Source organism: Intestinimonas sp. (assembly GCF_026169115.1).
Lineage (GTDB): Bacteria > Bacillota > Clostridia > Oscillospirales > Oscillospiraceae > Intestinimonas.
Genome location: NZ_JAPFEA010000153.1, coordinates 61,945 through 69,662, shown reverse-complemented (window position 1 = coordinate 69,662; position 7,718 = coordinate 61,945). Strand labels below are relative to the sequence as shown.

Here is a 7,718-nt window from a genome sequence, read left to right as displayed (position 1 = left end):
GGTGAATAAGGTTGCCCATTTTCATCCTTATGGTTCATCATCTCGTTCTGCCAGGTGATAATCTGCTGGGCGGTGATGTTACACATCTTCAGCTTGCCGAAGTAGGGGAGCAGCTTGGTGCGGATAATATGCTCCTTTGTGGCCCAGGTGTTTTCCTTGAGCCGGGTCTTCATATCCGCTGTGTAAAGTTCCACAAAGCTTTTGAAGTTCATATCCAGATCAGCGCTGGTTTTATGAACCTGTTCGCGCTCCCAGGCCTGCGCCTCTCGCTTGGTCTTGAAGCCCCTCTTTTGGGTTTGTTTCCGCTCACCATTCCAGTCGGTATAGCGATAAACTGCTCGCCAGGTGCCGGTTTTTTCTTCCTTGTAAACGGCCATTATGACTCCTCCTTTGCTGTTTTGGTATAGTAATACTTCTCCCTAAAGAATTCTCGATTGACACGGCCGGAGATGGTCAGATATCCTTTCTCCTGCAATTCTTCGTTAAGCCCATGGATCACCTTGTAGGCGTGGGATTTGGAGATTCCCAATTCCTGAGCAACTTCGTCTGCTCGCATAAAACTCTGTTTCTGCATAAATAAAATACCTTCCTTTCCTTGTTGATTGTTTCTGCCTGCCAATTTTATTTTTCATAAAGACCTCCTTACTCTCTACTGCCACTTTTTTCGGATTTTACACCCAAGAATTTTGAAAAAAGTTTCTCCAGTTATATGACTAAGCAAATATGCTTTGATTGTCGTCATTATACTAAGCATAATAGCTTATGTCAATCGGCGTACGCAAAATAAATTAAATAAAATTATTTAGTATTCTCTTGACTTTCCTAAGCATTTCTGCTACGCTTTTTATAAAGACAACCAACGATTGGAGTTGATGATATCGCGATTGGTGAACGAATTCACTTTTTCCGTCTCCTGCGGGGGATGACACAGAAATATCTCGGTATGGCGCTGGGCTTCCCGGAAAAGTCTGCTGATGTGCGCCTTGCACAGTACGAAACAGGATCAAGAACCCCAAAGGCAGACCTGACCGCTGCCCTGGCTGAGGTACTGGATGTCTCACCCCATGCGCTTTCTGTCCCGGACATAGACTCCTATGTAGGGCTGATGCACACGCTGTTTACCTTGGAGGATAACTATGGACTCAAGATCTGCGAAATGGATGGCGAAGTCTGTCTGAAGGTCGATGTTCGTAAAAACAAGGACGCTGCCCGGCTGCACGAGATGCTCTGCTCTTGGCAGCAGGCCGTTGCCCTGTTGGAGGCGGGCGAAATCTCTAAGGAGGACTACGATAAGTGGCGCTACCACTACCCGGAGTTTGACAAGGCTCAGAACTATGTGAAGGTGCCGCCCCAGGATCTCGTTTGACCCTCTCACTTGTAGGCCATGAGAGTGGCCTCTTGTTGCACAGAATAATAACAAAAAGAAAAAGAGAGCTAACTGACTAATCAAAATCAGTTAGCTCTCTTTTTATAAATCATGAAGAAATGTTGCCAAATCGTTGCTACGGAGGGCATCAAATCTTAGAAAACCCAGTCATTCGGGGTCTTTGAACATTATTCCCACTCTATTGTGCCAGTCGGCTTCGGAGTCAAGTCGAACAGCACACGATTGACGCCCTTCACCTCGCTGGTGATACGGGCGGTGATATGCTGCAGCAGATCAAAAGGCACGTTCTCTACGGTGGCGGTCATGGCGTCCACAGTGTTGACCGCACGGATGATGACGCACCACTCATCGGCACGCTTGTTATCACGGACACCCACGGATTTGATATCGGGAATGGCGGTGAAATACTGCCAGACCTTACCCTCCAGTCCGTTTTTGGCAAACTCCTCCCGCAGGATAGCGTCAGACTCCCGAACGGCCTCCAGGCGGTCCCGGGTGATGGCGCCCAGGCAGCGCACGCCCAGACCAGGGCCGGGGAAGGGCTGACGGTAGACCATGGAGTCGGGCAGACCAAGGGCCTTGCCGCAGGCGCGGACCTCGTCCTTGAAGAGCATCTTCAGGGGCTCCACCAACTGGAAGTCCAGATCCTCCGGCAGACCGCCCACATTGTGGTGGGACTTGACCGCCTTCACGGTCTTGGTGCCCGATTCGATGATGTCAGGATAGATGGTCCCCTGACCCAGGAACTTGATCCCATCCAGCTTCCGGGCCTCTTCCTCAAAGACGCGGATGAACTCGGCGCCGATGATCTTCCGCTTCTGCTCCGGGTCAGCCACGCCGGCCAGCTTATCCAGGAAGCGATCCACGGCGTCCACATAGACGAGATTGGCATCCATCTGGTGCCGGAAGACCTCCACCACCTGCTCGGGCTCGCCCTTGCGGAGAAGACCGTGGTTGACATGAACGCAGGTGAGCTGTTTGCCGATGGCCTTGATAAGGAGGGCGGCTACCACAGAGGAGTCCACACCACCGGAGAGGGCCAGGAGGACCTTCTTGTCCCCCACCTGCTCCCGGATGAGCTCCACCTGATCGGCGATGAAGTTGTCCATGTTCCAGTTGGCCTGTGCGCCGCAAAGGCCAAAGACAAAGTTGGAAAGAGTCTCTTTCCGCTCAGCGGGATCGGCGGGCCAGGGCTTGTCCCCCTTGTGGTCGGCCAGGAGTACAGGCACGTCATAATTGTAGATGTCCTTGGAGACATCGATCTCCACGCCATCCACCACTCGGTTGGGGCCGCCATTGAGGATGATACCCTTTACATTGGGGAGCGCCTTGAGCTCCTCCAGAGTGATGTCGTGGGGGTGGATCTCGCTGTATACACCCAGGGCCCGGATCTCTCTGGCCAGGCGGGGGTTCTCCTCGCTGCCCAGATCCAGTACCAGGATCATGTCCTGCTTCATTGCAGTACCTCCCATAGTTGATTTCTTTTATCCTACCATAATTCGGCCGTGCTCCGCAATAGGCGGTTGGGAAAACTTTTCTTTTTTTGTGCGCATCACAGGCCGCCCCATGCCTCACCCAGTCTCCTCACACAACGGTATATTCCTCATTTGCCCGCTCCAGCAGCGAAGCGGAGAACAGGGTCCGGGCCAAGGCCGCCAGCTCTGCCGTGTCTCCGCTGCCGCAGGTCTCATAGGGCGAATGCATAGCCAGCTGGGCAATGCCCACATCTGCAGTCTTCACGGCCACATGCTGGACAGAAATGTTCCCCAGGGTGGTCCCGCCGGGGATATCCGAGTGGTTGACAAAGGTTTGGAGACGCACCCCTCCCTTCTCCGCCAGCATGCGGACCACCGCAGCGGAGACCGCGTCGGTGGTGTACTTCTGATTCCCACTGAATTTGAGCACCACACCTCCGCCCATTTTGGGGCGGTTGACGGGATCGCACCTGTCGGCATAGTTGGGATGCAGCGCGTGGGCGTTGTCAGCGGAGAGCATGAAGCTCTGGGGCAGCTTTTGTAGGTACTCGCTTTCCGTGAGCCCCAGCGCGGATGCGAGTCTGCGCAGCGTGTCCTCCAGAAAGGTGGACGCCGCCCCCTGCCGGGTAGAGGAGCCAATTTCCTCGTTATCAAAGACCACATGGACCGGGATGCTCTCACCAGGCTGGCTCTCCAGGAACCCGGTCAGCGAGGCAAAGGCACACTGGACGTCATCCAGCCGGGGACTGGAGAGGAACGCCCCTCCTGCTCCCCAGACACTTGGGGCCTGGCGGTCATACACAAAGAGGTCGTGGCCAAGAATGTCCCCGGCATCTGCGCCGCACGCCCCGGACACCGTCTCCAGCAGAGGCTCCGCGCCCGCCATGCCGTAGAGGGGCAGCAGATCCCGCTGGACCTTGTAGGCATGGCCGCTGTTGGCCTCCCGATCCATATGAATGGCAAGGCTGGGGATGAGCAGCAGATCCCGGTCCACATTCACCAGTCGGGAAACCACACCGGTTTCCGTTCTGACCAACACCCGCCCCGCCACCGAAAGGGGCCGGTCAAGCCAAGGAGCCAGGAGCGCCCCGCCGTATACCTCCACATTGAGCTTCTGATAGGTCCCCTCCACGTTGATCTCCGGGTTTTCCTTGATTTTGAGCATAGGGGAATCGCTGTGACTGGCCATGAGCATAAAGCCCCTGAATTCCCGTTTTGGCACCCGGAAGGCAATGATAGCCGATCCATTCCGGGTGACGAAATATTTTCCGCCCGCCCGGATGGTCCAGTGTTCGCTCTCCAGCAGCTGCTCATAGCCCGCCTCCAGCAGACGCTTTCTCTGCGCTTCGATCACATGATAGGGGCTGGGGTTGGACTGAATGAAGTCCAGCAGCTCTCTGTCATAATCATGTTCCATTGTCTCAACGGTCCTTTCCGCCAACCAGGTTCCGCGGCAGTTGTCCGCAGGGGTGGCTCAAGGGCCATTATACTCCTTCGGCGCAACAGAGGGCAACAGGGTTTTCCCTGCCTGTTGTCATTTTCTTCTGTTTCCTGCCGCGTTCCGCACAACTGTGCTGCCGGAAGGCAGGGCAACTTTTTGTCAAAACAGAGAATCTATTTTTCTGCCGTCACTTTCCGTTGACATTTCCCTGTTAGTTGATGTATGGTGAAAGCGGATCATATGACTGACGGAAGTGGATGTACCACATGAAGTATGATCGCTGTAATTGCCGACCGTCTGGGCACACTTTAAGGTGCCCGGACGGTCTTTTTGTATGTTCCGGGCGGAAAGGAGCAGCTTTTGATCGGGCACATTCACTCTGTGGAATCCATGGGGCTGGTGGACGGCCCCGGCGTGCGGGCGGTGGTCTTTCTCCAGGGCTGTCCCCTGCGGTGCCTCTACTGCCACAACCCGGACACCTGGACCGGCGGCGGTACAGAGGTCACAGCGGAGGACCTCACCGCCAGGCTGCTGCGCTTCCGGCCCTATTTTTCCCGGGGCGGCGGCGTGACCTTCTCCGGCGGTGAGCCGCTTTTGCAGCCGGAGTTTCTGGCTGAAATGCTGGAGCGCCTCCACGCCGCCGGCGTCCACACCTGCCTGGACACCGCCGGCGCCGGTCTGGGGGACTACGGTGCCATCCTGCGGCATACGGATCTGATCCTCTATGACGTGAAGCATTTCCGGCGGGAAGACTACCGCCAGATCACCGGGCAGGATATGGACCGCACCCTTGCTTTTGTGGAGGCGGTGCGGGCGGCAGGCGTCCCCATGTGGGTGCGCCATGTGGTGGTCCCCGGTCTCACGGATGACGAGCCCCACCTGACCGCGCTGGGAGACTATATCTCCACCCTACCCAATGTGGAGAAGGTAGAACTCCTTCCCTACCACACCATGGGGGTCCACAAATATGAGACCCTGGGTCTCCCCTATCCACTGGCCGGCGTCTCCCCCATGGACAAGGCAAAACTGGAATCCTGGGAGCGGCGACTCAACGAACACTGCTACCGGAAGACTGACAAGTGAGAAAGGAATGAGTGCTGTGAGCATCGACGTCAACTGTACTGCCTGGAAGGGTTTCCGTACCGGCGAGTGGCGCCACCTGGTCAACGTGCGCAATTTTATCCAGAAGAACTATACCCCCTACGAGGGTGGAGACGAGTTTCTGGCCCCCATCTCCCCCAGGACCGCCAAGGTGTGGGAGAAGGCCGAGGCTCTGATCCTGGAGGAGATCAAGAAGGGGATCATTGACGTGGAGACTGATGTGGTCTCCGGTATCGACAATTTCGCCCCCGGCTATATCGACAGAGAAAATGAGGTCATTGTGGGGCTCCAGACCGACGCCCCCCTCAAGCGCATCGTCAACCCCTTCGGCGGCATTCGGAACGCCACCTCCGCCCTGGAGCAGTATGGCTATCGGCTCAACCCGGAGATCGAGCGGCACTTCCGACTCTACCGGAAGACCCACAACGAGGGCGTCTTTGACGCCTATCCGGAGCGCACCCGCCTGGCCCGCCATGCCGGTCTGCTCACCGGCCTGCCCGACGCCTATGGCCGGGGCCGCATTGTGGGCGACTACCGCAGGGTGCCCCTCTACGGCACCGACTTTCTTATTGAGGAGAAGCAAAAGGACCTGGACATGCTGGATGGTCCCATGACCGACGAGCGCATCCGGCTGCGGGAGGAGGTCCAGATGCAGATCCGTGCCTTGAAAGAGATGGCTTCCATGGCCGCCCGCTACGGCTGCGACATCACCAGACCCGCCGAAAATGCCCGGGAGGCGGTCCGGAACCTCTATATGGCCTATCTGGCCGGCATCAAGGAAAACAACGGCGCCGCCACCTCCCTGGGCCGGGTGTCCACCTTCCTGGACATCTATCTCCAGCGGGACCTGGACTGCGGTCTGCTGGACGAGGCGGGTGCGCAGGAGCTCATGGACCAGTTCGTCATCAAGCTGCGCCTGGTGCGCCACCTCCGAACCCCGGAGTACAACGAGCTCTTCGGCGGCGACCCCACCTGGGTCACCGAGGCCATTGGCGGCATGGGGGTAGACGGTCGTCCCCTGGTGACCAAAAGCTCCTTCCGCATGCTCCACACCCTCACCAACCTGGGCACCGCCCCCGAACCCAACCTCACCGTCCTGTGGAGCCGGCACCTCCCCCAGGGTTTCAAGGACTATTGCTCCAAAATGAGCATCCAGACCGACTCCATTCAGTACGAGAGCGATGAGCTCATGCGGCCCATGTACGGCGACGACTACTGCATCGCCTGCTGCGTGTCCGCCATGGCGGTGGGCAAGCAGATGCAGCTTTTCGGGGCCCGGGCCAACCTGGCCAAGAGCCTCCTCTACGCCATCAACGGCGGCGTGGACGAAAAGAAGGGCGGCGTCATCGTCCCCGGCATCGAGCACGATCTGGACGAGGTACTGGACTACCCCAAGGTGCTGGGCAACTACAAGAAGGTCCTCTCCTATGTGGCCGAGCTCTACGTGGATACCATCAACATCATCCACTATATGCACGATAAATACGCCTACGAGAGCAGCCAGATGGCCCTCCATGACACCCTGGTGGAACGGCTGGCCGCCTTCGGCGTGGCGGGACTGTCCATCGCTGCCGACTCTCTCTCCGCCATCAAGTTTGCCAAGGTGAAGCCCATCCGGAACGAAAATGGCATCGCCGTGGACTTTTCCATTGAGGGAGACTTCCCCAAGTACGGCAACGACGATGACCGGGTGGACGATATCGCGGTGGAGCTGGTGTCCTACTTCTCCGCTGAGCTGAAAAAGCACCCCCTCTACCGGGGCGCCATCCACACCCTGTCCGCCCTCACCATTACCTCCAACGTGATGTACGGGAAGAAAACCGGGGCCACCCCCGACGGTCGGAAGTCCGGCGAGCCCTTCGCCCCCGGCGCCAATCCCATGCACGGCCGGGACAAGAACGGCGCCCTGGCCTCCCTCAACTCGGTGGCCAAGATCCCCTACCGGGCGGTGTGCCAGGACGGCGTGTCCAACACCTTCTCCATCGTACCCAACGCCCTGGGCAGGGACGAGGAGCAGCGCAGGGACAACCTGACCGCCATCCTGGACGGCTATTTCTCCCAGGGGGCCCACCACCTCAATGTCAACGTACTCAATCGGGAGACCCTGATCGACGCCATGGACCACCCGGAGAAGTACCCCAGCCTCACCATCCGGGTCTCCGGCTATGCGGTGAATTTCAACCGCCTCTCCCGGGAGCAGCAGGAGGAGGTCATCCGGCGCACCTTCCACACCGCCGTCTGACGCTGTCCTGGCAGCCACAGTTCCCCAATGGGGACCGCTCCCCGCTTGACAAGCTCCCTCCATATGTTTACA

At 57.8% G+C, this 7,718-nt stretch carries 7 protein-coding genes and 1 riboswitch; of the genes, 3 read left to right on the top strand and 4 right to left on the bottom strand.

Features of this window, described 5'->3' with window-relative positions; genetic code table 11:
- The coding region (locus Q0Y09_RS12900; RefSeq protein ID WP_297722519.1) for an Arm DNA-binding domain-containing protein at positions 1 to 377 on the bottom strand (377 nt) is incomplete at its 3' end.
- Positions 377 to 574, bottom strand: a complete 198-nt coding sequence (locus tag Q0Y09_RS12895) for a helix-turn-helix domain-containing protein (RefSeq protein ID WP_148392524.1) — start codon at positions 572 to 574, stop codon at positions 377 to 379. The genes Q0Y09_RS12900 and Q0Y09_RS12895, both read right to left, overlap by 1 nt.
- Positions 575 to 877: 303 nt before the next feature.
- Here Q0Y09_RS12895 and Q0Y09_RS12890 point away from each other — a divergent pair, with 303 nt between their 5' ends.
- Positions 878 to 1,366, top strand: a complete 489-nt coding sequence (locus tag Q0Y09_RS12890) for a helix-turn-helix transcriptional regulator (RefSeq protein ID WP_297722528.1) — start codon at positions 878 to 880, stop codon at positions 1,364 to 1,366.
- Positions 1,367 to 1,554: 188 nt separating this feature from the next.
- On the opposite strand, the gene guaA is transcribed toward Q0Y09_RS12890, so the two are convergent.
- Positions 1,555 to 2,844 carry a glutamine-hydrolyzing GMP synthase gene (gene guaA, locus Q0Y09_RS12885; RefSeq protein ID WP_297722512.1) on the bottom strand — a complete coding sequence of 430 codons (1,290 nt, stop codon included), beginning with the start codon at positions 2,842 to 2,844 and terminating at the stop codon, positions 1,555 to 1,557.
- A gap of 127 nt (positions 2,845 to 2,971) precedes the next feature.
- Positions 2,972 to 4,279 carry a M18 family aminopeptidase gene (locus Q0Y09_RS12880; protein ID WP_297722509.1) on the bottom strand — a complete coding sequence of 436 codons (1,308 nt, stop codon included), beginning with the start codon at positions 4,277 to 4,279 and terminating at the stop codon, positions 2,972 to 2,974.
- Positions 4,280 to 4,533: 254 nt separating this feature from the next.
- A riboswitch (ZMP/ZTP riboswitch) is annotated at positions 4,534 to 4,613 on the top strand.
- A 50-nt stretch (positions 4,614 to 4,663) separates the two neighbouring features.
- Between Q0Y09_RS12880 and pflA the strand changes: the two genes are divergently transcribed.
- On the top strand, positions 4,664 to 5,386 hold the full coding sequence (pflA, locus tag Q0Y09_RS12875) for a pyruvate formate-lyase-activating protein (RefSeq protein ID WP_297722506.1): 723 nt from the start codon (positions 4,664 to 4,666) through the stop codon (positions 5,384 to 5,386).
- A gap of 22 nt (positions 5,387 to 5,408) precedes the next feature.
- A complete protein-coding gene (gene pflB / locus Q0Y09_RS12870) occupies positions 5,409 to 7,646 on the top strand; it encodes a formate C-acetyltransferase (protein ID WP_367184390.1) in 2,238 nt (745 codons plus the stop codon).
- The last annotated feature ends 72 nt before the right edge of the window (positions 7,647 to 7,718 follow it).